This window comes from Moraxella oculi (assembly GCF_023336735.1).
In the GTDB taxonomy this organism is placed as follows: Bacteria; Pseudomonadota; Gammaproteobacteria; order Pseudomonadales; family Moraxellaceae; genus Moraxella; species Moraxella oculi.
On record NZ_JAMBAQ010000002.1, the window covers coordinates 38,623 to 63,274 of the forward strand.

The 24,652-nt window shown below is 42.8% G+C and carries 20 protein-coding genes; 14 read left to right on the forward strand and 6 right to left on the reverse strand.

Annotated features, from left to right (window positions below; translation table 11 throughout):
* The first annotated feature begins 371 nt into the window (after positions 1 to 371).
* Positions 372 to 1,097, forward strand: a complete 726-nt coding sequence (gene hisA / locus M2R47_RS01375; RefSeq protein ID WP_249098231.1) for a 1-(5-phosphoribosyl)-5-[(5-phosphoribosylamino)methylideneamino]imidazole-4-carboxamide isomerase — start codon at positions 372 to 374, stop codon at positions 1,095 to 1,097.
* 44 nt (positions 1,098 to 1,141) lie between these two features.
* Here the strand turns inward: hisA and M2R47_RS01380 are convergent, their stop codons facing one another.
* Positions 1,142 to 2,377, reverse strand: a complete 1,236-nt coding sequence (locus M2R47_RS01380; RefSeq protein ID WP_249097869.1) for a hypothetical protein — start codon at positions 2,375 to 2,377, stop codon at positions 1,142 to 1,144.
* Between the two features lie 184 nt (positions 2,378 to 2,561).
* Positions 2,562 to 4,793 carry a ribonuclease R gene (rnr, locus tag M2R47_RS01385; protein ID WP_283162884.1) on the reverse strand — a complete coding sequence of 744 codons (2,232 nt, stop codon included), beginning with the start codon at positions 4,791 to 4,793 and terminating at the stop codon, positions 2,562 to 2,564.
* Positions 4,794 to 4,886: 93 nt separating this feature from the next.
* On the opposite strand from rnr, the gene rimI reads away from it, so the two are divergent.
* Complete coding sequence (gene rimI / locus M2R47_RS01390; protein WP_249097872.1) at positions 4,887 to 5,348, forward strand: ribosomal protein S18-alanine N-acetyltransferase; 462 nt, start codon at positions 4,887 to 4,889, stop codon at positions 5,346 to 5,348.
* Positions 5,349 to 5,355: 7 nt separating this feature from the next.
* Here the strand turns inward: rimI and M2R47_RS01395 are convergent, their stop codons facing one another.
* Both M2R47_RS01395 and infC read right to left on the reverse strand, forming a co-directional pair.
* On the reverse strand, positions 5,356 to 5,664 hold the full coding sequence (locus tag M2R47_RS01395) for a hypothetical protein (RefSeq protein WP_249097874.1): 309 nt from the start codon (positions 5,662 to 5,664) through the stop codon (positions 5,356 to 5,358).
* 253 nt (positions 5,665 to 5,917) lie between these two features.
* Complete coding sequence (gene infC, locus M2R47_RS01400; RefSeq protein WP_249098237.1) at positions 5,918 to 6,415, reverse strand: translation initiation factor IF-3; 498 nt, start codon at positions 6,413 to 6,415, stop codon at positions 5,918 to 5,920.
* Positions 6,416 to 6,708: 293 nt separating this feature from the next.
* On the opposite strand from infC, the gene tkt reads away from it, so the two are divergent.
* A complete protein-coding gene (gene tkt, locus M2R47_RS01405) occupies positions 6,709 to 8,709 on the forward strand; it encodes a transketolase (protein WP_249097876.1) in 2,001 nt (666 codons plus the stop codon).
* Between the two features lie 77 nt (positions 8,710 to 8,786).
* Here the strand turns inward: tkt and exaC are convergent, their stop codons facing one another.
* Positions 8,787 to 10,304 carry an acetaldehyde dehydrogenase ExaC gene (gene exaC / locus M2R47_RS01410; RefSeq protein WP_249097877.1) on the reverse strand — a complete coding sequence of 506 codons (1,518 nt, stop codon included), beginning with the start codon at positions 10,302 to 10,304 and terminating at the stop codon, positions 8,787 to 8,789.
* Between the two features lie 263 nt (positions 10,305 to 10,567).
* On the opposite strand from exaC, the gene M2R47_RS01415 reads away from it, so the two are divergent.
* Positions 10,568 to 12,379, forward strand: a complete 1,812-nt coding sequence (locus tag M2R47_RS01415; protein WP_249097879.1) for an AAA family ATPase — start codon at positions 10,568 to 10,570, stop codon at positions 12,377 to 12,379.
* A 3-nt stretch (positions 12,380 to 12,382) separates the two neighbouring features.
* On the forward strand, positions 12,383 to 13,435 hold the full coding sequence (locus M2R47_RS01420) for a type I glyceraldehyde-3-phosphate dehydrogenase (protein WP_249097883.1): 1,053 nt from the start codon (positions 12,383 to 12,385) through the stop codon (positions 13,433 to 13,435).
* Between the two features lie 95 nt (positions 13,436 to 13,530).
* Here M2R47_RS01420 and M2R47_RS01425 read toward each other — a convergent pair whose 3' ends face one another.
* Positions 13,531 to 15,258 carry a proline--tRNA ligase gene (locus M2R47_RS01425; RefSeq protein WP_249097884.1) on the reverse strand — a complete coding sequence of 576 codons (1,728 nt, stop codon included), beginning with the start codon at positions 15,256 to 15,258 and terminating at the stop codon, positions 13,531 to 13,533.
* A 180-nt stretch (positions 15,259 to 15,438) separates the two neighbouring features.
* Here M2R47_RS01425 and M2R47_RS01430 point away from each other — a divergent pair, with 180 nt between their 5' ends.
* The 9 genes from M2R47_RS01430 to folC all read left to right on the forward strand — a co-directional run bounded on the left by M2R47_RS01430 (position 15,439) and on the right by folC (position 24,544).
* Positions 15,439 to 16,095 carry a DUF4230 domain-containing protein gene (locus M2R47_RS01430; protein WP_249097886.1) on the forward strand — a complete coding sequence of 219 codons (657 nt, stop codon included), beginning with the start codon at positions 15,439 to 15,441 and terminating at the stop codon, positions 16,093 to 16,095.
* Between the two features lie 12 nt (positions 16,096 to 16,107).
* The gene (locus M2R47_RS01435; RefSeq protein WP_249097888.1) at positions 16,108 to 16,752 is read left to right on the forward strand and encodes a phosphoribosylanthranilate isomerase; all 645 of its coding nucleotides are present in this window, start codon (positions 16,108 to 16,110) and stop codon (positions 16,750 to 16,752) included.
* Positions 16,753 to 17,171: 419 nt separating this feature from the next.
* Complete coding sequence (locus M2R47_RS01440; protein ID WP_249097890.1) at positions 17,172 to 17,921, forward strand: SDR family NAD(P)-dependent oxidoreductase; 750 nt, start codon at positions 17,172 to 17,174, stop codon at positions 17,919 to 17,921.
* A gap of 23 nt (positions 17,922 to 17,944) precedes the next feature.
* A complete protein-coding gene (gene trpB / locus M2R47_RS01445) occupies positions 17,945 to 19,153 on the forward strand; it encodes a tryptophan synthase subunit beta (RefSeq protein WP_249097891.1) in 1,209 nt (402 codons plus the stop codon).
* Between the two features lie 11 nt (positions 19,154 to 19,164).
* The gene (locus M2R47_RS01450; protein WP_249097893.1) at positions 19,165 to 20,544 is read left to right on the forward strand and encodes an AAA family ATPase; all 1,380 of its coding nucleotides are present in this window, start codon (positions 19,165 to 19,167) and stop codon (positions 20,542 to 20,544) included.
* Positions 20,545 to 20,546: 2 nt separating this feature from the next.
* The gene (locus M2R47_RS01455; RefSeq protein WP_249097895.1) at positions 20,547 to 21,158 is read left to right on the forward strand and encodes a hypothetical protein; all 612 of its coding nucleotides are present in this window, start codon (positions 20,547 to 20,549) and stop codon (positions 21,156 to 21,158) included.
* Positions 21,159 to 21,180: 22 nt separating this feature from the next.
* Positions 21,181 to 22,017 (forward strand): tryptophan synthase subunit alpha, encoded by an 837-nt coding sequence (gene trpA, locus M2R47_RS01460; protein ID WP_249097898.1) that lies wholly within the window; start codon positions 21,181 to 21,183, stop codon positions 22,015 to 22,017.
* 127 nt (positions 22,018 to 22,144) lie between these two features.
* Positions 22,145 to 23,038 carry an acetyl-CoA carboxylase, carboxyltransferase subunit beta gene (accD, locus tag M2R47_RS01465; RefSeq protein ID WP_249097901.1) on the forward strand — a complete coding sequence of 298 codons (894 nt, stop codon included), beginning with the start codon at positions 22,145 to 22,147 and terminating at the stop codon, positions 23,036 to 23,038.
* A 180-nt stretch (positions 23,039 to 23,218) separates the two neighbouring features.
* A complete protein-coding gene (gene folC, locus M2R47_RS01470) occupies positions 23,219 to 24,544 on the forward strand; it encodes a bifunctional tetrahydrofolate synthase/dihydrofolate synthase (protein WP_249097904.1) in 1,326 nt (441 codons plus the stop codon).
* Positions 24,545 to 24,652 lie beyond the last annotated feature (108 nt).

Below are 24,652 nucleotides of genomic sequence, written 5' to 3' on the forward strand. Positions count from 1 at the left end.
CCAAATTTCCCAAAAACATCCAAAACTTACTGGCAAGGCAGGAACCTGCTGGCAAGTTATTTTTGTCCAAAGGAGAGTGTTAGGTGGAAATCATGAGGTGTTTTTTGTTACAAAAACATTGCCAAAACACCATAACACATACAATTAAACTTTCAATTATACGCCATTTTGTCAAAAATTTACAGAGTATTTAGCAAAAAAATTCTGAATAAAGGGATTAAGTTGATGATAATAAATGGGTTTTTTTGATCGGTTGTGGATTTTTAATAAAAGCTAAAAAATGTTGCCAAATTTTATGATTATTTTGCTACAATCAGCATCAATTTGATCATTTGAATGTGCTTTTATCAATGTTAAGGAGAGTTATGTCCATGTTAATCATTCCAGCCATCGATCTTAAAGACGGTAAATGTGTGCGTCTAAAGCAAGGAAGAATGGAAGATGACACCGTGTTTGGTGATGATCCTGTGGCAATGGCGACCCAATGGGTCAGTCAAGGTGCCAGACGCTTGCACTTAGTGGATTTGAATGGGGCTTTTGATGGCGTGCCTGTGCACAAAGAAGTGGTAACAAAGATTGCCAAGGCACATCCCGATCTGCCCATTCAGTTGGGCGGTGGTGTTCGCAGTTTATCAACGATTGAACATTATTTAGAGGCCGGGCTAAGTCATATCATCATCGGCACTAAGGCTTTGGAGGAGCCTGGTTTTGTCGATGAGGCGTGTAAGGAATTTCCAGATGCCATCATTGTGGGCATTGATGCAAGTAACGGCTTTGTGGCAACGCACGGCTGGGCGAATGTTACTGACACTCGTGCCACCGACCTTGCCAAGCGTTTTGCTGATGCGGGTGTGTCGTCCATTGTTTATACCGACATCGCCAAAGATGGCATGATGGCGGGTGTGAACATCGATGAGACGGTTAACCTGGCTCGTGCTTGCAAATTGCCTGTCATTGCATCAGGTGGAGTAACGAACATGACGGACATCGAACGATTAAAACCATACAGTGAATATCTTTTGGGGGCGATTACAGGTCGTGCCATCTATGAAGGGACGCTGGATCTGGCAGAAGCACAGGCGTATCTGGATCGGTAGTTACCACAAAAAAAGAGCGAGATGATTCGCTCTTTTTTATCGGTTTAAAGGTCATGTTGATGACCTAATGTCCAAATCATACCATTGCTAAGCAGTAAATGGATTTTTTTGCCATTGGATAGGGCTTTAATTATCGGTGCTGGTAACTTGTTGGGCAAAGGCGTAATTTCACTTTCAGTGGTCAGTACGCTTACCTGTTGATGGTTCTTATTGGGAATTGTGGCAAAGCCGTGGCGACCTGCGACCAAATTAGTGTCGAAACTACCAATGGCATGATTGGAATGACTCTCGGCCAATGCTTTTTCATGCAGTTTATTACCAGCTTGTATGTACTCCACCAGTCGTCCCACCAAGTGCGGCATTTGTATGGCATAAAGTTTGTTCTCAAACACGAAAGGTGATTGCCAGCGATTGTTTGGCAAAGGCGTGCTTTGGGCAATGATTTTTAGCTCATCCTCTACATTATCAATGATGATTGTGCTTGCCCCATGACCGCCACCTGACATGGTTGTTACTAAGTGATTTCCTTTATCATGGGGTAAAACCTCCAAGGTGTTCGCTTCAAATACTAACCCCTCAATGGATAAAGGCTTAGCAAGTGGTTTTAAACTGTGTCGCTCTAAAAATTGTACCTGACTTGCTTCCATGTCATCGCCCAGCACCCCATGCTGATAAGTCGTGTTGTCAGGGTGGGAAAGTACGGCGATATGTCCGTTATCATCACCTGAAAAATCGACCTGTATGGGGCGAGCATCTGGCAAAATGGAATCAAAACGAGCAACTGCCTTTACGCCACCATCTAAAACTTCAAGACGAACCAAGCTTGACGAGCCATCATCGTTGGTTTGTACCACAATAGTGGCAAATGGGAGCATGAGCATGGCAGAATGGGGGGATGGGCGAATGGCTGAACGATAAACTTGCCCATGTTGGATTAGGGTAAAATAACCATCTTTATCAGCAAAAGCCACTTTGCCAAAACTTGCCACCGGAGTAACGCTTGATGACACGCTGGTGGCGAGCTTGGTGGGTTTGTCAGAGTGTGGTATTTGCCACAGCTCACCTTTGTCATTGATGAGCATGAGCCAGCCCATATCATCAAAGGCAATTTGTTTGACAAGTCCGACTTTTGACAAATCAAGTTCTTGCAATTCATAAGACTTTTCATGAACGGTGTGTCGCTGTGCGGTGTAATCAGTACTGGGTTTGGCACAGGCAGACAGGCTTGCCCCAAGTAGGGCAAGGTTTAAGATGAAGGTGAGTTTGAGTGCTGTGATCATAAATTAAGCGATTGGTTAAAAAGTTTGAATATTGTAAAGGCGTGATTTGATTGAGATAAAACCTTGTAAATAACTTATTGATGAATATGATTTAATAAAGACTGTGAAGCAAAAAATTGGATATGACGGTTAGCCATAACGCATCAAAATTGACCTTGGTTACAAATGCTTGATTTACTTGCGGTTATTTACTCCTCTTACCCTTAGTCTTGTTAGGTGTTTCGTCCAATTTTTCTACCAATGCAAAATCTACCTGTAATAAATCCATATTCACGCCAGCGACTTGAATCAAAAACTGTTCGCCCAGTTTAAAGACGCTGCCACGCTCACCCATCAACGCTTGCTCTCGCTCATCGTATTCAAAATATTCTTGGCCAAGGTTAGATATATGAATCAAGCCATCAATGAACAAATCATTGAGTGTGATGAACAATCCAAAATTTGTTACGGTGGTGATTGTCCCTGCGAACTTTTCGCCTAGATGCCTTTGCATGTAATGACATTTAAGCCAAGTCTCAACATGTCGGCTTGCCTCTTCGGCACGACGCTCTGTGATGGAAGTTTGCTCGCCTGCTTCTTCCAAATTCTTATAAACTTGCTGTACACTTTTTTGATCAGTAATCTTATCTTTGATGGCGCGGTGCAGCATCAAATCAGGATAACGGCGGATTGGACTTGTGAAATGACTGTATTCGTCATATGCCAAGCCAAAATGACCGATATTATCAGGGCTGTAATTTGCCTGCATCATTGAACGCAGCAGCATTGAGTGAATACTTTGGGTGTCTGCTCTTCCTTCAGTTGCCTTAATGATGCGTTGATAGTCAGTATGGGTCGGGTTTTCGGTTGGGAAGGATAAACCAAACGATTTGACATATTCAGCCAGTTTGCTTGACTTTTCATCTGATGGCTTGTCATGATTGCGATATAAGACAGGCAATTCATGTTTGAGAGAAAAATTGGCAGCACAAGTATTGGCAAGGAGCATCATCTCTTCAATGAGTTTGTGAGCATCACCTCGAGTGCGTTTTTTAATGTCTTTAATATCACCATCTTCAGCAAAAACAATGTAGCTCTCCGCTGCTTCAAATGCCATCGCTCCTCTTTCTTCACGCTTTTTATCTAGGATTTGATAAAGGCTAAAAAGCGTGTCTAACGACTTCATCACCTTGGTATTTTTGACCAAATCATTGGGCAGAGTTTCATTCGTGGGGTCATTAAAATAGGCGTTGACTTGGTTATAAGTCAGGCGAGCCTGTGAGTGCATGACCGCAGGGTAGAATTCATAGCCTGTAACCTTGCCCACACGAGACAGCTTAATATCCGCCACCATGCAGAGGCGATCCACTTTGGGGTTTAGCGAGCATAAGTCGTTGGACAGCGCTTCTGGGAGCATGGGGATGACACGGTGTGGAAAATACACGCTTGTGCCACGCTCATAAGCTTCTAAGTCAAGCGGGCTATGGGGCGTGACATAGTGACTGACATCGGCGATCGCAACCACCAATCGATAATTTCCCCCTGTGCGTTTACAAGCATATACCGCATCATCGAAATCTCGAGAATCCTCTCCGTCAATCGTAATTAACGGCAATGAGCGTAAATCCACACGCCCTTTAAAGTCTGCTTCGGTCGGTTCGCTGTACTTATTGACCTGTTTAAGGACGGCTTGGCTGAATTCATGGGGGATGCCATGATTTAAAAGGGTGGTTTCAATAATGAGTTCACGGTCATTAAGATTGGTTAAAATCTCTGTGATTTTACCAGTGGCGTATTCTTGATAAGTTGGCATGTCAATGATGGCGACTTTGACGCTATCGCCTATGCTGGCACCCATATCTGCCACATTGTCATCGGTAACTGTGATTGGTTGGTGAGTATTTGCCCCTGCAAGTCGGACGAAATAACCTTCATCATCACAATCGACCACGCCGATAAATTCGGTACTGTTACGAGAGATGACTTTGTGAATGCGTGCTTCAGGTTTGCCCTTAAACTGGCTTGCTACCACTTCTACCGTATCACCATCAAAAACCACCCGCAACTGTTTTTCATGGACGAATAAGTCTGGCATGTCATCTAACACAACAAATCCAAAGCCTTTTGGGTTGGCGGATATTTTGCCTGTGATGATGCTGGGTGGTGCAACAATGCTAAAATGAATGCCGTCTGTGCGTTCTAGTTGGTTGTCTCTGAGCATGGCTTTTAGGCGGTTGGTTAGGGCAAAAAATCGCTCATCATCGCCCAAAATCTCAAAATGCAGTCCCAAACTCTCCGCCGTGGCAGGCTTGCCGTCATTGTTCATTTGGGCGACAGTTTGTAGGATAAGCAGGCGGGACGGAATGGGGTTTTGGTATTTATTGGCTTCATCGATGGCGTTGGGGTCGTTCCACATTGGTGTTTTTTTCTTCGACATAAGTATTCTCTATATTCTCTTCAAAATTATATAAACTATCGTTCAATCTAGGTTATCATATCACATTTGTTGATGATTTTTGGGTGAAATTTTATGAATGTTTCGTTGATAGAAGGTGGCTTGGTTGCCAAAGATTATTTGGAGAAACTGGCGCGTCTAGAGTCCGAATTATTCGATGATGCTTGGGATGTGCTGGCGATTTCTTCGGTGTTATATGGATTTGGTGCTGGAGTGATTGTGGTCGAATCTGATCAAGAGGTTCTAGGCTATTGTATCTATCAAGCGGTATTTGAATTCGCGGAGATCTTACGCATTGCTACAGCTAAGCATTGTCAAAAAAACGGCATTGGAAGTTTAATTTTAAATCATCTTGCCAGTCATTGTATCGAAAAACAAGCAGAGAGAATTTTGCTTGAGGTACGAGCGGATAATCTTGCAGCGATTGCGTTATATAAAAAATTCGATTTTCATCAAATTGACACAAGAGCCAGCTACTACCAGGACAAAAAAACGCACCAAAAAATTGATGCGTTAATTTTCCAAAAATTGCTTTAGGGCTTGATTAACAGCCATCGTCAACAATAAGTATGGTGGTTTTGCCAACTCTTTCAAATCGTGCTATGTGGCGTGGATCGCCGCAGATATCTTCTACATATCTAAACTTAACCTTCTTAACTAAAGAGTTGTGCTGAGCGAGTGTCATGGGTGCAAATGTAGCATAAAAAGAAGTGTTGTCGCAATCATGGCAGTATGGATCATAGTTTAGACTTTTTAGGGGATGGTCGTATAAGGTGGCATTCTTTAAAGGAACAATGCCTTTTAACATCACATCTTCACTTTCTCTGCCCTTGATAAACTTCGCAGGCATCATGTCTTTTCGATAGGGCTTTGGGATAGAAGTGTGGGTGCCTCGTCTGGCCTTTTTGGTTGGGGGATTGGCTTTGTAGGTATCTTCAAAGATGCTTTGTCTTATCGCCCATGTTTTGTCATTATCATTGTCGTTTTTACCAACTTATAAATGTTCAAAGACAGGCGTCCAGTCACCAACAAAAGATAATTTTTCATGATAATCCTCGTTCATCAAATAAAAAAGTAGCTCATACAGATGAGCTACTTTGGATAAATTATTTTTTCTTGGCTGGGCCTAGTAACATGCCCATTTGACGACCTTCAACTTTTGGAGCTTGCTCAACACTGGCGATCTCTTCGGTATCTTGAATGATGCGTTCAAGTTGTGCTTTACCGATCTCTTGGTGAGCCATCTCACGACCACGAAAACGGATTGAGACTTTGACCTTATCTTTGTTTGACAAAAACTCTACGATTTTACGCAATTTGACTTGATAGTCTGCTTCTTCCGTGCCAGGGCGAAGTTTGATTTCCTTGACCTGTGTTTGCTTTTGGTTCTTTTTGGCTTCTTTGGCTTTTTGTTTTTGGTCGTACAGATAACGCTTGTAGTCCATGATTTTACAAACTGGTGGTTTTGCGTCAGCAACAAGCTCAACCAAATCAAGACCAGCATCAGCGGCGACCTGTAGGGCGTTATTTAAGCTGACAACACCAAGCTGTTCGCCATCTTCTTTAACCAAACGAACTTCTTTTGCACGAATTTCTTCGTTAATATGTAAACGGTTTGACGCTTTAATGGTAATTACTCCAACAATAAAAACCTCCCCATTGTACTTTAATTCACTAAGATTTTCAAGATGTTTTGTGGTGTTTGTCTGTGGTGTGCAGTCAAATCAAGTGAATTGACCATGAGGATTTTGTCGCCAAGACCTCTGTTAATTTCATGTCAAAAATTTGCCGTCAACCTTATTAGGAGTGAGTGAGTGGGCGATGATTTTGTATGAAAAATTGACCAAAATTGTGCTATAATCACCACTCAAATTTTTTCATTGTTGAGAGAGCCGTGATGCCAACTCCTTTAAATCAACGCCGCAATGCCAATGCCATTCGTGTCCTTGCCATGGATGCTGTTCAAAAAGCCAACTCTGGGCATCCAGGAGCGCCGATGGGCATGGCAGATATTGCTGAAGTGGTGTGGCGTGAGTTTTTAAAACATAACCCTGCTAATGCCAAATGGGCAAATCGTGATCGTTTTGTGTTATCAAATGGTCATGGCTCAATGTTACTCTATGCCTTATTACACCTAAGCGGTTATGACTTGTCAATTGAGGATATTAAAAATTTTCGCCAGTTGCATGCCAAGACGGCGGGTCACCCAGAGTATGGGTATGCAGATGGCGTTGAGACCACCACAGGGCCTTTGGGTCAAGGCATTGCTAATGCGGTTGGTTTTGCTTTGGCAGAAAAGACTTTGGCAGGTCAATTTAATAAACCCAATCATGACATCATCGATCATTATACTTATTGCTTCTTGGGCGATGGGTGCTTGATGGAGGGGGTGAGTCATGAGGCGTGTTCATTGGCGGGTACGCTAGGTTTGGGCAAGCTGATTGTTTATTATGATGATAATGGCATCTCGATTGATGGTGAGGTGGAAGGCTGGTTCTCTGATGATACGGTCAAACGCTTTGAAAGCTACAACTGGCAAGTTTTAAAAGTTGACGGGCATGATGCTGATGCCATTCGTCAAGCAACCATTGAGGCTCGTGCCCAAATCACTCGCCCAACCATCATCATTTGTAAGACCATCATTGGATTGGGCAGTCCAAATAAACAAGGCAAGGAAGACAGTCATGGAGCACCGCTTGGTGTGGATGAGATTGCCTTGACGCGTCATGAGCTTGGCTGGGCAAGCGATGAGCCATTTGAGATTTCTGATGACATTTATGCAGCTTGGGACGCTAAGGCGAAAGGTAGTGAGTTAGAAAGAGATTGGAATGATAAGTTTTCGGCCTATCAAGCACAATATCCGGTCGAGGCGGCTGAGCTGATCCGCAGATTGTCAGGTGAGTTGCCAGCTGACTTTGATGCTAAGGCTGATGAATTTATTAAAGCTTGTCAAGATAAGGCGGAGGCAGTAGCCACTCGTAAAGCCAGTCAAAACACCATTGCGGCATTTGCTCCACTGTTACCAGAGATTCTTGGTGGCTCGGCTGATTTGGCAGGTTCAAACTTGACACTGTGGAAAGATGCTAAGAGTGTGCAAGCCCATGCAGATGGCAACTATATCCATTATGGCGTGCGCGAATTTGGTATGACAGCAATTGCCAATGGTTTAGCACTACATGGCGGTTTCATTCCTTATACAGCAACATTCTTAATGTTCATGGAGTACGCTCGCAATGCGGTGCGTATGTCGTCGCTGATGAAGCAACGAGTCATCAATGTCTATACGCATGATTCTATCGGCTTGGGCGAAGATGGTCCGACTCATCAGCCTGTTGAACAGATCGCAAGCTTGCGTCAAACACCAAACCATTTCACATGGCGTCCTTGTGATGCGGTGGAGACGGCGGTTGCTTGGAAAGTCGCTCTACAAACTGCCCATGCACCGACATCATTGATTCTGTCTCGTCAAAATTTAGCACACCAAGCTCGTAGTGATGAACAGCTTACATTGATTGAAAAGGGTGCTTATGTGCTTGCTAAAGAGAAAAGAGATCTGCAAGCCATCATCATTGCCACAGGATCAGAGGTGCAACTGGCAATGGAAGCTTATGCCACACTCAGTGATGAAGGCATTGGCGTGCGTGTGGTATCAATGCCATGTGCTGAAATTTTCACCAAGCAAGATGATGACTACATTCAAAGCGTCCTACCAAGCAATGTACGCAGTCGTGTGGCGGTGGAGGCTGGTATCGTGGATTATTGGTATAAGTTCACAGGTCTTGATGGTAAAGTCGTTGGCATGACGACTTTTGGTGAGTCTGCTCCAGCCAAAGATCTCTTTAATCATTTTGGCATCACAACTGACAAGGTCATTGAGGCAGTAAAATCTTTGATTTGATGTTATCTTGATGATAAAACCAAACACCCCAAAACTTTTCTTGGGGTGTTTTAATAAATATCAAAAAAGCACGAGAGTTAGAAAAAACCCATCGCTTTATTGCTATATGATACTAACATGCATTTGGTTTGTTGATAATGTTCTAGCATCATTTTATGGTTTTCACGACCGATGCCTGATTGCTTGTAGCCACCAAAAGCAGCATGCGCTGGGTAGATGTGATAGCAATTCGTCCACACACGACCTGCCTGAATGCCACGACCGAAGCGATAAGCTTTATTGAGGTTGCGTGTCCAAATTCCTGCACCCAGACCAAACAATGTGTCATTGGCGATTTGTAACGCTTCTTCATCACTGCTGAATTTTGTTACAGCAAGCACAGGTCCAAAGATTTCCTCTTGGAAAATTCGCATGTGATTATCGCCTTCAAAGATGGTTGGTTGAATGTAGTATCCACCATCTTCTCTGTCGTCTTGACTGCCACCAACCAGAACTTTCGCCCCTTCATTTTTACCAATGTCCAGATAGCTTAAAATCTTTTTGAGCTGTTCTTCACTGGCTTGTGCACCAACCATGGTCTCGGTATCCAAAGGACTGCCAAGTTTGAAATTCTTCACACGCTCAATACATTTCTCCATGAATTTATCATAGATGCTTTCGTGAACAAGGGCGCGAGATGGACAGGTGCATACCTCTCCTTGATTCAGTGCGAACATGACCAAACCTTCTGCCGCCTTATCCAAAAATTCATCATCTGCATCCAAAATGTCTTCAAAAAAGATGTTTGGGGATTTGCCGCCAAGTTCTAAGGTAACAGGAATGAGATTTTCGCTGGCATATCCCATGATGAGACGACCTGTGCCAGTCTCACCTGTAAAGGCGATTTTTGCAATGCGTTTGCTTGATGCTAGGGGTTTGCCAGCTTCCACCCCGAAACCATTCACGACATTGAGGACGCCTTTTGGTAGAAGCTCATTGATTTTGATGGTGTCAAGCAGGTATAAGAAAGAAGCAGGGGTCTGTTCGGCCAATTTGAGTACAATGCAGTTACCAGCAGCCAGTGCCGGTGCGATTTTCCAAATGGCCATTAGGATTGGAAAATTCCAAGGAATGATTTGACCTACGACTCCTAGCGGTTCGTGAAAATGGTAGGCTACCGTATCTTCATCTATCTGACTGATGCCACCTTCTTGGGCACGAATACAGCCAGCAAAATAGCGCAGATGGTCGATCGCCAGTGGAATGTCGGCCGCCAAAGTCTCGCGTACAGGTTTACCATTGTCATAGGTTTCGGCAACAGCGATTTTTTCTAGATTTTCTTCTATTCTGTCTGCCATTTTTAGTAAGATGTTGGCACGATCAGTTGGGCTTGTCTTGCCCCATGCGTCCTTGGCGGCGTGAGCAGCATCTAAGGCTTTTTCAATGTCGGATTCATCTGAGCGTGCCACCTGACAAATGACCGCCCCATCAACAGGGCTTGTATTGTCAAAATACTGTCCTTTGGTTGGAGCGATCCATTCGCCAGCAATGAAGTTGTCGTATTGTTTGCGGAATTGAACAAGGGAATTTGGGGTGTTGGGGGTATCGTATTTCATGAACTGTCCTTATGTGAAATGTGTGTCATTACATGATGTGCGAAAGATATTTCCAAGTATCAATCGGTATGTCGCACAACTTTACAATAACAAATCGTAAGCTGAGCTGCACTTAAGTTTTTGTAAATTTTTGTAACAGTTTGACAAGCATTCACAATGCTTATTTTAAGGTCTTTGTCTTAAAAAATCTCAATAAAAATTTCCCCAAAACCCAAAAAAACTGTGCTATGCTAATGTGATTATTGATGACAGTTTTGGTATGTATGAGACAAACTACCGCATTAAATATCTTAAAAACAGGCAAGAATGTTTTTTTAACAGGGCAGGCAGGTGCAGGAAAAACCCATCTTTTAAAACAGTATATTGACTATCTTAGAGCCAGAGATGTTTCGGTTGCTGTTACAGCAAGTACGGGCATTGCCGCCACGCACATGAATGGCATGACAATACATGCTTGGTCTGGCATGGGCATCAAAAATACCATCACCCAGACTGGCTTACGAAAATTAAAATCTCATGAAAGGCTCTATGAACGCATCAGAGGGGCTAGCGTACTGATTGTTGATGAGATTTCCATGCTGCATGCCAAGCAGGTGGAATTGTTGAATGAGATATTAAAATTCATTCGTGAAGATCAAGCAGCGTTTGGGGGTATTCAGGTCGTATTTTCTGGCGATTTCTTTCAGTTACCTCCTGTTAGCATGAAAGACGAAACGAAGAAAGAAAGATTTGCCTTTATGTCTCAAGCTTGGCTTGATGCTGACTTTCAGACATGCTACCTAAGTGAGCAGCATCGCCAATCCACCAATGAAGAGCGAGGGGTTTTTGGCGTGTCTCTTAATGACATTCTAAATCAGATTCGTGAACAAAATATCAGCAGTGAAGCCATCAATGCCCTAAGAGCTACTGAACATAACGACATTGCGATGAATCGCACCCGTCTTTATACGCACAATGCCAATGTTGATGAGGTCAATCAATCTGAACTGGATCGCATACAAGCCAAAACGCAAGAATTTTTTGCCAGCTCATTGGGTGAAAAAAACTTGGCTGAAATGCTTAAAAAAAGCGTGCGAGCACCTGAAAAACTGACGCTTAAGGTTGGGGCAAAGGTGATGTTCGTCAAAAACAATCCAAATCTTGGGGTGTCTAATGGTACGCTGGGTAAAGTGGTGGATTTTGTTCAAGTCGCAGATGACCATGGCTCGCCAGTTTATCCTAAGGTGCTTTTAAATAATGGCAACATGGTCATTGCTGAGCCTGATGAATGGATCATGGAAAATGGTGATGGTGAACTGTTGGCAAGTTATACCCAAGTGCCTTTATGCCTTGCTTGGGCGATGACTGTTCATAAATCGCAGGGCATGACATTGGATGCGGCTGAGATTGATTTGACGCGCACTTTTGAGATGGGTCAAGGTTATGTGGCACTATCTCGCCTAAAATCACTTAGTGGCTTGAAATTATTAGGGTTTAATCAAAAAAGTCTGCTGCTTGATGCGTGGGTCTTTCAAGTTGACAAGCGTTTTCAGGAACTCTCTGCCCAACAAGAAAAAGACATCAGTCGCTTAGATGCTAACAAGCTTTCGGACATTCATGATAAGTTTATTTTAGCATCTGGTGGCAAAATCCAAGAAGAGAGCATGCTTGCCAATGAGGCCAATATCAATAAGATGCAGGCGAAGCATCAGCACATCGAAGAGGCGTTAAAAACCTTGCAGCAGCAAGACGGACAAGCCAAGCTTGATCAAATCTTGCAAGAAACAAAGCAGCTTTTAGAACAGGGGTTGACGATTAAAGAGATTGCTAACAAGCGTTTTTTGGCAGAATCAACCATCATTGGGCATATTGATCACCTGTATCAACAAGACAAAACGCTCAATCTAAAACATATTCGCCCTGATGATGCCGTCGTTGCTGTTGTTCAAAAGGCATATGAGGTGCTTTATTCTCAAGGTGAGTTTGTTGAGGGTTTCAGATTGCGTCCCATTGTTGAAATGTTAGACGGTATCGGTTGTAACGCTGTGCGTTTGGCATTGATTTTTATTGATAAAAAAGACAATCAGAGTGTGTGAAAAATGAGTGTCAGAGAACTTCGCCTAGCAATCAATGGCTTTGGGCGAATTGGGCGTAATGTGCTGCGTGCCTTTATCAAACAGCCGAATCGATTTGAGGGTATTAAGATCGTTGCAATCAATGATGTGGCGGATTGTGAGTCATTGTTGCATCTTTTAAGCTTTGATTCTACACATGGCAGATTGTCTGCTTTGGGTGCGTCAGCACACTTGGCTCGCCAAGATGATGATATCTTGCTTTGTGTGTCAAAGGGTAATGAGACCTGGCAAATCACTCTGTTGAACGAATCAGACCCCAGTCATTTGCCATGGCAAGATTTGGGTGTGGATGTGGTGCTGGAGTGCACAGGAAGATTTCGCTCGTATGCAGACGCCACCCATCATCGTCTGGCGGGTGCTGCACAGGTCATCGTTGGGGCGGCACCTTTTGATGAGGTTGATGCCAGCATCGTCATGGGGGTGAATGATCATTTGCTAAATCGCCAGTTATCCATCATTTCAAGTGTGTCCTGCACGACTCAGGCGCTTGTTCCCATGCTTTGTGTGCTTGATGAACGCTTTGGCATTCAAGATGTGATGATGACGGAGATTCATGCTGTTACCGCTGATCAAAATGTACTGGATCAGTCTCATCGTGATTTGCGTCGTGCCAGAGCAGCCAGCCATAACATCATTCCTACCACATCAAGCAGTATTGGTGCTACTGAACGAGTGTTGCCGTTTTTAAAGGGTAGGATTAATGGATATTCCATTCGTGTGCCGACCATCAATGTGGCGGCGATAGATGTTAATTTGGTCTTTAAATCCAAAACAACCGTTGATGAAGTGGCTGTTTTTTTAAAACAGGTCAGTGAAGGGCGTTTGGCAGGCATTATGGGTTATACAGAGCAGGCTCTTGTTTCTAGCGACTTTATTGGCGATCATCATTCACTCATCATTGATGGCACACAGCTCATGCAAGCGGGTGAGCAAATCAAAGTTTTTGCTTGGTATGATAATGAATGGGGCTATGCCAATCGCTTGCTTGATATGTGTCAGTTGTTATCAAATCGCTGACGGTCAACCATTGTGATGAAGCGATTGGCTTTCGCCTTTTTGATTTAAAAGAGTGAAATTATCGGCTGATTGTTAAGTCAGCATGGCATGCTTGATCAGAATTTTTCTAAAAGCTCTTCAAGGCTAAGCATCAGCTTTTCACCATCAGCACGCTTAACATACTCATATTTTCCTTCGGCAAGATTGCGTTCGGAAACCACGATGCGATGCGAAATGCCCAGCAGTTCAAGATCGGCAAATTTAACCCCAGGTCGCTCATCACGATCATCTAGCAGAACATTGATGCCTTTGTCTTTGAAGGTTTGGTATAGTTCGTCTGCTTTGGCTTCGGCTGTGCCATCTTTTGAACGCATTGGTACGATGGCAACGCTAAAAGGAGCGATGTCATCAGCAGGATTTGGCGTGCTTGGCCAGATGATGCCATTTTGATCATGGTTTTGTTCAATGGCGGCGGCGATGATGCGACTGACGCCAATGCCATAACAGCCCATCATTAGGGTAACGGGTTTGCCTTCTTTGCCCAGTACCTTACAGCCCAAAGCATCAGAATATTTATCACCCAGCTGGAAAATATGCCCAACTTCGATGCCGCGCTTGATGCAGATCACGCCTTGACCATCTGGTGATGGATCGCCATCAACGACATTGCGAATATCGACCACTGCGGTAATGATGGCATCTCTCTCCCAGTTCATGCCAATCGTATGTTGATGCTCAATGTTTGCACCGCAGATGAAATCAGACAAAGCGGCTGCACTGCGATCAACAAAAACAGGAATGTTTAAGTGTGATAGGTCTGCACTGATATAGCCTTTAATCAAACCTGCGTCTTTAAGCTCTTCTTCGCTTGCCATGGTCAAGGGCTTGGCAACTTGAGTGAGTTTTTCAGCCTTGATTTCGTTGAGTTCATGATCGCCACGCACAACCAATGCCACAAGCTTTGGCATGTCTGGCGTTTGTTGGGAGTGAGAACCTTTGACGATGAGTGTTTTGACGGTCTTTTTTAATGAAACGCTAAGATGTTCGGCAACTGCTTCACAAGTTGGCATGTTCGGTGTGTCGACATTTTGGCGAGATTGGCTTGGCTGACCACGCTCATCAGTGCATACTGCTTCAGCAAGCTCAACATTTGCTGTAAAATCCGACAGTGTTGAAAATGCGATGTCATCTTCTCCGCTGTCTGCCAGTACATGAAACTCATGTGAGGCAAAACCTCCGATTGAACCAGTATCAGCTTGCACAGCACGGAAATTTAACCCCAATCTGGTAAAAATTCGACTGTAAGCATCGTACATGTCTTGATAAGTTTTTGCCAAACTCTCCTTATCAATGTGAAAAGAGTAGGCATCCTTCATGGTGAACTCTCGTGCACGCATTACCCCAAAGCGAGGGCGGATTTCATCACGGAATTTGGTTTGGATTTGATAGTAAGTAACTGGCAGCTGCTTATAGCTTTTTAGTTCATTTCTGGCGATGTCAGTGATGACTTCTTCGTGCGTAGGACCAAGAACAAAATCACGATCATGACGATCTTTGAAGCGAAGCAGTTCTGCTCCATAGTCTTCCCAACGACCAGATTCTTGCCATAACTCGGCAGGCTGTGTCACAGGCATCAGAAGTTCTTGGGCGTGGATACGCTGCATCTCTTCGTGGACGATTTTTTCTACACGCCTAAGTACTCTAAGACCTGCTGGCATCCACACATAAAGACCTGAGGCAAGCTTGCGAATCAGACCAGCACGCACCATCAGCTGGCTTGAAATGATGTCGGCGTCGCTTGGTGTCTCTTTTAAAGTGGCAAAGGTAAATTGACTGGCTTTCATGACAACCCCTAAAAACTAGGATAGAACAAAGGATAAGTGTGCTATATTAAGGCAATGTTAGCTGCTTGTGCAACTTAATTTTAAAAAATATTTAAAAAAATGCCCATAATGCCAATATTTGTGATACATTGAGTTGCATTAACTTTACCATCAAAATTTTTACACCATCAGGCTTTGGAGATGATGATGGCGATTAAGACCCGATTTTCTTTATTTCATGTGGCACTTTTATTGGTGTTGTTGATTACAGTTGCCATGTTTGCTAAGACGATTTATGACAAGGCGACCGCTTCGGCACATATGGTTACCCATGAGGGGGTGGTAACAGACATTCAAAAGCTTGCCAGATTGCAATCTGTGGCGTTTTCTGTCGATGCCATCATTACGGCAAATAAATCAGGTACTTGGCAACGACTTTGGCAAGATGGTCAAAAAGGGCTGTTTGTGGCACATGGGCGAGTGTTGGCAGGCGTGGATTTATCCAAGATAACTCCCAATATGGTGCAAGTTACCCATAAGCAAGATGATCATCAGTCAATCACGCACATTACCATCACTATGCCGCCATCGGAAGTGTTTGATGTGTATGTGGACGTTTTGGAAGTGTATGACTGGCAGACAGGATTGTTCGGTGCGATGAGTAATGACGCACACATCTTCAGTCAAGCCCAAGAGTCTGCCAAAACACAAGTGCTTAATAAAGCATGTCAAGGCGATGTGATGGCAATGGCGGCGAACAATGCTGCTGAGCAAATCAAAGGTTTGTTTGTTCTGACGGGCGCAAAGGTTGATGTGGTTGGTCAGAATGTGGGTGCTTGCCAGTTCATGAGACGCTAAGAGGAATGACCGATGCAAATTAAATTCTGCGGACTAACACGCATTGATGACATAACAACGGCCTGCCAGCTTGGCGTGGATGCGGTTGGATTGGTATTTTATCCTCCCAGTCCTCGTGCGGTCAGCATCGATCAGGCTCAAAAACTGATTCAAGCCGTGCCAGCTTTTACTACGGTCATTGCCTTGGTTGTGAATATGACACAAGATGAATTGGTGAATTTGGCGAATGAAGTGGCGTTTGATGTCATTCAATTTCATGGTGATGAAATGCCAAGCGACTGCCAAAAACTTGCTCGAATGATTCACAAGCGCTGGATAAAAGCCATTCGTGTCAAGGCAGATGACAGTCAAGAGATGATTTTAAGCCAGATTCATGCCTTACAAGTGTGCGGGGCAAGTGGCGTGATTTTGGATACCTTTAATGATAAGGCATATGGTGGTACAGGTCATGCCTTTGATTGGTCAAAAATCCCTGATGATTCGCCTTTGCCGATTTATTTGGCGGGAGGATTGACGCCTGAGAATATGAGTCGGATTGTGAACAATCAGTCATTAATGGTAAAAATTCACGGTGTGGATGTCAGTGGCGGTATTGAGAAGGAAAAAGGGGTGAAATGCATGGAGAGGATGACAGCGTTTATGAGTGCATTCACATGAATAGGGATCATGTGGCAGATTTGGCTTGGTGTTGGGCAAAAGTTGTGTTGGTAGTATCAATTTCGTCAGTCAAGTAATACCAAAAATTACCAAGTAATGAACCTTATGAATGGCTCTATCATAAAGTCATTGTTGGGATTGTACTAAGCATTAAGCAAAATCCTGCCAAAAGATTACAAACCACGAAGACGAAGGAGCTTGATGGGTATGTTACTGACAATAACAAAGTCGGTATTTTGCTTAAATCAAATGTGATGTGTTCTTTTAAAAATAATTACCATGACATCATCAAAAATACCAAGGAAAGTATGACCGATTTTGTGGTGCGTGCATCAAATTTCTAGTATCGGAGCCAAATTAAAGTTTAAGTAAGTATTATTCTGTGCGTAACCAAAATTTCAAAATCTAAGGAATTTTTTATGAATATTCTAATCACAGGTGTTACATCAGGTTTTGGTAGACAAATCACCATGGATTGTGTCAAGGCGGGTCATACTGTCATTGGTACGGGCAGGCGTGCCGATAAATTGGCGCAGATTAAAGCGGAGTTGGGTGAGGATTTTATTCCGCTATGCTTTGATGTGGCAGATTTGAAAGCCATCAAATCTGCCCTAGCAGACTTGGATGATGTGCTGTTGCAGGATATTGATGTGCTGATTAATAATGCAGGATTGGCATTAGGATTGGATTCTGCTGACAAAGCCAGTATTGACGATTGGCAGACGATGATTCAGACCAATACGCTCGGACTGGTTCAGATGACGCATCAAATTTTGCCATATATGGTCGCCAAAAATGACGGCTTAATCATCAATATTTCATCAACGGCAGGAAATTATCCATATTTTGGGGCGAATGTCTATGGAGCGACCAAGGCATTTGTTACGCAGTTTGGGTTGAATTTACGAGCTGACTTGATTGGAAAAAATGTGCGAGTGACGAACATTGAGCCAGGATTGTGTGGTGGCACAGAATTTAGCAATGTGCGTTTTTATGGCGATGACGACCGAGCTGGTAAAGTATATGAAAATGTTGCATTTATCCGCCCACAAGACATCAGTAATATGGTATTATGGCTCATCAATCAGCCCAAACATATCAACATTAATCGCTTGGAAGTCATGCCAACGGCGCAGACTTTCGCGGGTCTTACGGTCCATAAAGGCTAAACAATTCGTTAAAAGAGAAGAAGATGAGCAACACTGATTTTACCCAATACCCCAACGCCTCAGGTCATTTTGGTATTCATGGCGGACGCTTTGTGTCCGAAACTTTGATGAGTGCGTTGGAAGAATTAGAACGCATTTATTTATCGGTCAAAAATAACCCAGAATTTTGGGCAGAGTATAATGACGATTTGGTGAATTATGTCGGTCGTCCCACGCCTTTGTATTTTGCCAAACGCTTAACAGCGGAAACAGGTGGGGCAAAAATCTACCTAAAACGAGAAGATTTAAACCACACAGGTGCACACAAGGTCAATAACACCATCGGTCAGGCACTTTTGGCAAAATTGGTCGGTAAAAAGCGTATCATTGCCGAGACAGGGGCAGGTCAGCACGGTGTGGCAACAGCCACCATCGCAGCACGACTGGGGTTGGAATGCGTGGTCTATATGGGGGCGGACGATGTAGAACGCCAAAAAATGAATGTCTATCGTATGAAACTTTTGGGGGCGACAGTCGTGCCTGTAACGAGTGGTTCTCGCACGCTTAAAGACGCGATGAACGAAGCGATGCGAGACTGGGTAACCAATGTGGACGATACTTATTATGTGATTGGTACGGTGGCAGGTCCGCACCCTTACCCGCTTTTGGTGCGAGATTTTCAGGCAATTATTGGACGAGAGGCTCGTTTACAACACCTTGAAAAAGAAAACAAATTACCTGACGCTTTGGTCGCTTGCGTGGGTGGTGGCTCTAATGCCATGGGGCTGTTTTATGAATTTTTGAATGACGATGATGTGGCGATTTATGGCGTGGAAGCAGGCGGACACGGCATTGACACAGGCGAGCATTCTGCCCCCCTAAATGCAGGGCGTGTGGGCGTGTTGCACGGCAATCGCACCTACCTTATGGCGGACGATGATGGTCAAATTTTGCACACGCACAGCATATCGGCAGGGCTTGACTACCCCGGTGTGGGTCCTGAGCATAGCTTTCTAAAGGACGCTGGGCGTGTCAATTACCCTGTCATCAATGACGATGAAGCTCTAGAAGCCTTTCGTATTTTGACCAAAACCGAAGGCATTATCCCTGCCCTAGAAAGCTCGCACGCGGTCGCTTATGCGTTAAAACTTGCCAAAACCATGGATAAAGATAAGTCTATAATTATCAATCTGTCAGGGCGTGGCGATAAAGATTTGCATACGGTGATGACGGTGGATGGGGTTGAAATTTAGGAGGTGTTAATATGAAATTTTCATTTAAAAATATTGGCTATGTTGATAATGGCTGTCTTGAATTGGGTAATTTGACAATATTGTTTGGTGAGAACAACGTTGGGAAAACTTATCTAAATTATGCAATTTATGGCTTGCTAAAAAGCATAAAAAATAATATTCATTTTGATTTTGATGATAATTATATTGATAGCTTGCAAGAGAATGGCTTGGTAAATATCTCTTTGTATGAAATCAATATGTTGAAATCTTTAGAGAGTTCTGGGCATAATTTTTCTGAAAATTTACATAGATATTTTAATACTAATGAAGAGTTCTTTGAAGATTCTTCAGTCGGTATTTCTATGGTAGATATGGATTTGGAAAAAATTATACCCAAAAAATTTGAAGCAAAAGCTGTGATAGGAAAAAAACATCAGAGTGAGTTTATTTTCTATAAAGAAGAAGGTACGGATATCATTAATATCACATTAAAGCATAATGGTGAGTTACAACAAAATTTTCCTAACAGCCTTATAAAGAATATTTTAAATGATTTCTTGATAAAATTGATAGTATCTAATGATGATTTTCCCAATCCATTTGTTATTACATCTGAAAGAACGGGTATATCTTTATTTTACAAAGAGCTGGATGTAAATAAGAATTTAATACTTGAAACCTTAACAGAAGGTAAAGAATTTGACCCTTTTGACTTCTTAACGAAATATCGTTCTAGATATGCCCAACCAATACACGATAATATTCAGGTAATTAGGGATTATGAAAGCGTTCAAAAAAATAAAAGCTTTATCAGAGAAGATAAAGAAAAATATGATTCAATTTTGAACACTTTGCAAGATATCATCGGAGGTAATTTCAAAAATTCCAATAAAGAAGTTTTTTACTATCCAAAAAAGAAGAAAAATAGAAGAAAAATAGCTATACCATTTTATGTTGCCTCATCTTCTATAAAATCTATGTTTCTGATTGACTTGTATATAAATTGTATCGCTAAAAAAGGAGGGCTATTAATTATTGATGAGCCAGAACTAAATTTACATCCAAACAATCAAAGAAAGATAGCCGTTTTATTGGCTAAACTAATAAATGCTGGCGTTAAGGTTTTGATTACTACTCATAGCGATTACTTAGTAAGAGAGCTTAATAACCGAATTATGCTAAAAAACTTGTCGCCAGAAGCAAGAAGAAATATTATGTGCGAATACAAGATATCTGAAGATGAACTTTTGGATATCTCGGATGTAAAAGCTTATGGTATTGGGGTGGAAAATCATGAAATAACTGAGTTTACTATTAATGAGTATGGCATAGACACAAAAATTTTTGATACAGTTATTAATGAGGCAAATATTTTAAATGATAAAATTTACTATTCTTTAGGTGAGTAAGTATGGTACAAATCTGCTCATTTTTAGCTAGTTTTAAAAGTTTACTCAACCCAGACATTATACTAGATTTTGTTACTGACAACCCTAGATGTAATAAGCTGATTTTAAAAGAAGATTCGGATGGTAGTTTAATTAACAGACTTAACATCGACCATATTCCCAAAAATTCAATTGCTTTTACATTAGATTTTTGTGAGGGAAAAAAGAGATTTCCTCAATTATCACAGTACTTAAACCCTGAGCGTGAAGATGGTTTAAATAAGAGTTGTGATATTGTAATAATGGTTTGCAATAGTACAGATATTGATGTGTATTTTTTTGATTTAAAATCTGAAAAAATTAAACCAAAAGACTGTTCAAGGCAGTTAAAAAACTCTGAACTATTTGTTGTAGATTATCTTCTTCAATCTTTAATGAAATATTATCATCGTAACGAGTATGATAATATCAAGTTAAGAAAAAGAAGAAGAATTATTGGTTCGCCAAATACTAAATTAAGAAAGAATACTAGAAATCTCAGCGATAATCGTAACGAGTTTAAAGACTTTTTACCCTTAACAATTAATGTATTAAATAATGGAGAGGGTTACATATCATTTAATACATTTAACTAATCTGTTATTTATGGAGATAGATTTGAAATATTCTGTACAAACCCGAATTTCCCAAACTTTTGCGACTTTAAAACAGCAAAACAAAAAAGCCCTAATTCCCTACATTATGGCAGGCGACCCAAATCCGTCCGTTACGGTGGATTTAATGCACGAGCTGGTATCGGCAGGGGCGGACATCATTGAGATTGGCTTGCCATTTTCCGACCCAATGGCGGACGGACAGGTGATTAGCCTAGCTGGTGAGCGAGCTTTAAACGCTGGCACCAGTACCAAAAAAGCCGTGCAAATGGTGGGCGAATTTCGCAAGACCAATACCACAACACCTGTTTTGTTAATGGGCTATTTAAACCCTGTGGAGATTATCGGTTATGATGATTTTCTAACTTTGTGTGCACAAAATGGTGTGGATGGCTTATTGCTTGTCGATTTACCGCCCAATGAAACAGACGACACGCTGTCCAAAAGACTTGCCGACAAACGCATCAATCAGATTTTTTTACTTGCCCCAACCACACAAGCCGACCGCCGTCAAGCGGTATTAAAGCACGGCACAGGCTTTATTTATTATGTCTCGGTCAAGGGCGTAACGGGTTCAAAGGCATTGGATACCGATGAAGTGGCTCGCCAAGTCCAATCCATTAAAGCCGATACCGATTTGCCTGTGTGTGTGGGTTTTGGCATACGAGACGGCGAGAGTGCCAAAGCGGTGGCAAAATTTGCAGACGGTGTGATTGTCGGCAGTGAGCTGGTTAAAAACTTTGCTGGTGTGGCGGCCGACGATGAGGTGGCGATTGCGGCTGCTCGTGCCACTTTACTTGCCAAAATGGACGAGCTTAGACTGGCGATTGATGATGCTTGATCAGCATGGTTTGGAATAAGTTGGCACATGGGCGTGATGAAAGGCATGAATAAAATTTATTTGCCAAATAAATAATACAAGTGTAAACTATATTTCATTGTTAATTGCATAAAAAATAGGATTATTTATGTCAGATCAAGCCCAAATTGCCAGCACCGAGCCGACCATTTGGCTAAAGCGTACCGTACCAGGCATCAAGCAAGATCGTGTGGTGGCACCATCAGCAGTGGAAACAGAACCATCTACTGAATGCCCTAATTGCCATTCTTTGACGACCAACACTAGCTTGATTTTTAATCAGTATGTTTGCCCAGATTGCGATCATCATTTGACGATGTCAGCACGCAAACGCCTGACTTGGTTCTTTGACAGTGTGAGTGCAGAACTGGGGCAGGAATTTGTTGCAGGAAACCCATTGGATTTTGTCGATTCTAAACCATACCCAGAGCGTATGACCCAAGCCCAGTCAGCGACTGGTGAGAGCGAAGCCTTGGTGGTCATGGAGGGTAGGATTGACAAGTTGGAATTGATTGCTTGTGCGTTTGATTTTAAATTCATGGGTGGTTCTATGGGGTCTGTGGTTGGTGATCGTTTTGTGCAGGCTGCCGAAAAGGCATTGGTAGAGCGCAAGCCTTTGGTGTGTTTTGCTGCCTCTGGTGGTGCCAGAATGCAAGAAGGCTTGCTATCACTCATGCAGATGGCGCGAACATCGGCAGCGATTGAAAGAATGCGTATTGCTGGCGTGCCTTATGTGGTAGTATTGACCAATCCTGTTTATGGCGGTGTAACAGCAAGTCTTGCCATGTTGGGCGACATACACATCGCTGAACCTAAAGCTATGATTGGATTTGCAGGTAAGCGAGTGATTGAGCAGACGGTAAGAGAAGTGCTTGATGAGCCGTTTCAACGAGCAGAATTTTTATTAGAAAAAGGTACGGTTGATATGGTGGTGCATCGTCATCAACTGATTGAGACGATACATCGCTTGCTGACCAAGCTATGTAAATTGCCAAATGCTTAACGACTGCTTGATGTTGCCATAAGCTAACAGGCTGGTTGCATCAAAAGAGTATGATGATGACTGCCAAGACGCATGACGGCATTTGCCATGTGTTTTGTTTGTTGTTATGTTATAATCACTGAATCAAAACGCTTGCAATGCAGGCGTTTTCTTTATGAATTAACCAATATGATAAAGACCATGAGAACAACCAAGCATTTGACCGAAAATGACAGCCTGGCAAGCTGGCTAGAATACATTGCCAACATTCATGTCTCTGCGATTGATATGGGGCTTGAACGCGTATTACCAGTTGCTCAGCGTTTGGGTGTATTAAAAAAACAAATGCCCAATGCTCCTTATGTATTCACGGTTGCTGGTACGAACGGCAAGGGGTCGACTACCGCCACCATCAGTGCCATTTGTCAAGCGGCAGGGCTAAAAACCGCCCTGTACCAATCACCGCATCTGATTGATTTTACCGAACGCATGAATATTGATGGCAGGCAGACTGATGAGAACTCTTTGGTGCGTGCATTGGCAAAGGTGGAGCAGGCTCGCCTTGACATGGGTCTAAGTTTGTCTTTTTTTGAAATGACGACATTGGCAGCTTTGTTGATTTTTAAGGAGGCTGACTGCGATGTGTGGGTGTTGGAGATTGGCTTAGGCGGACGGCTAGATGTGGTCAATATCATTGATCCTGATGTGGCGGTGATTACCAATATTGGCATTGATCATGTTGACTGGTTGGGCGACGATCTTGAAAAAATTGGACTTGAAAAAGCAGGCATCATTCGTGATGGCATTCCTGTCATCTTGGGTGCAAGGATTCTGCCTAGTAGTGTGTCGGAGATGGTTCGGATGAGGCACGCCAAATCGTACCAACTGGGTAAGGAGTATGAATTTGATGACCGTCAAGATGTTTGGTATCATTCATCGGCTGGTACGACGCTCAAATTACCCAAGCCTAGAATTTCTTTGGTGAATGCGGCAAATGCAGTCAGTTCAGTGCTGGCATCATCTTTGGACATTAACCAAGCGGCAATCGCTCAAGGCTTAGAAAGTGTGGCTCTGTCAGGGCGGTTTGATCATCGCAACTTTGGTGGCAGAAAATGGCTGTTTGATGTCGCTCATAACGCTCACGGCATGAGTTTTTTGTTGGAACAATTCGTCCCATATTGGCATGAACATCAACGAACTCATGCTGATGCCAAGCTTCATGTCGTCTTTTCTATGTTAGGGGATAAAGACATTGGTTTGGTGCTTGATTTGGTGCAGGCAAAGATTGACGAGGGTTTGTTTGAGATTGCCGCTTGGCATGTCGCCATGATTGACCACATAAGAGCGATGGGATTGAATGACATTTTAACTCTCATGGATTGCCATTTATCATCGGCAAACATCATCACTTATGATGAGTTAAGGCTGGCAAGTGTTGGAGCGATTGAGATGAGTAATGACCAAGACATGATATTGGTATTTGGTTCATTTCATACCGTTGGTGAGGTTTTGACGGCGTTTAAATGAATTATTAGCATTGTTGTGTTGCATCATTGATGGTGTTGATACTGGATTGACAATATTGCAGAAACATTGTATTTTTAGTCATTGTATTGAGCAGATTGATTTTTGGTA